Source organism: Actinomadura rubrisoli, assembly GCF_004349215.1.
In the GTDB taxonomy this organism is placed as follows: Bacteria; Actinomycetota; Actinomycetes; order Streptosporangiales; family Streptosporangiaceae; genus Spirillospora; species Spirillospora rubrisoli.
The window spans coordinates 1-544 of record NZ_SMKU01000787.1; the positions used below are offsets into that span (position 1 = coordinate 1).

Annotated in this window: 1 protein-coding gene; it reads left to right on the plus strand. The window is 66.5% G+C overall.

Features of this window, described 5'->3' with window-relative positions; translation table 11 throughout:
* Window positions 1-544: AAA family ATPase (locus E1298_RS47500; protein ID WP_131903934.1), on the plus strand; the 544-nt coding region annotated here is incomplete at both ends.

Sequence of the window (544 nt, forward strand, 5' to 3'; positions counted from 1 at the left end):
TGGCGGGTTCGCGGTATCGGGGTGATTTTGAGGAGCGGTTGAAGAAGGTCCTCAAGGAGATCCGTACCCGCGGTGACATCATCTTGTTCATCGATGAGCTGCACACCTTGGTCGGCGCGGGCGCCGCTGAGGGCGCCATCGATGCCGCGTCGATCTTGAAGCCGATGCTGGCTCGCGGCGAGCTCCAGACCATCGGCGCGACCACGCTGGACGAGTACCGCAAGCACCTGGAGAAGGACGCCGCGCTGGAGCGCCGCTTCCAACCGATCCAGGTCGCCGAGCCGTCCCTGTCGCACACGATCGAGATCCTCAAGGGCCTGCGCGACCGGTACGAGGCGCACCACCGCGTGTCGATCACCGACAGCGCGCTGGTCGCCGCCGCGCAGCTGGCCGACCGCTACATCAGTGACCGGTTCCTGCCGGACAAGGCGATCGATCTGATCGATGAGGCGGGGTCGCGGATGCGGATCCGGCGGATGACCGCGCCGCCGGACCTGCGCGAGTACGACGAGAAGATCGCCGATGTGCGCCGGGAGAAGGAATC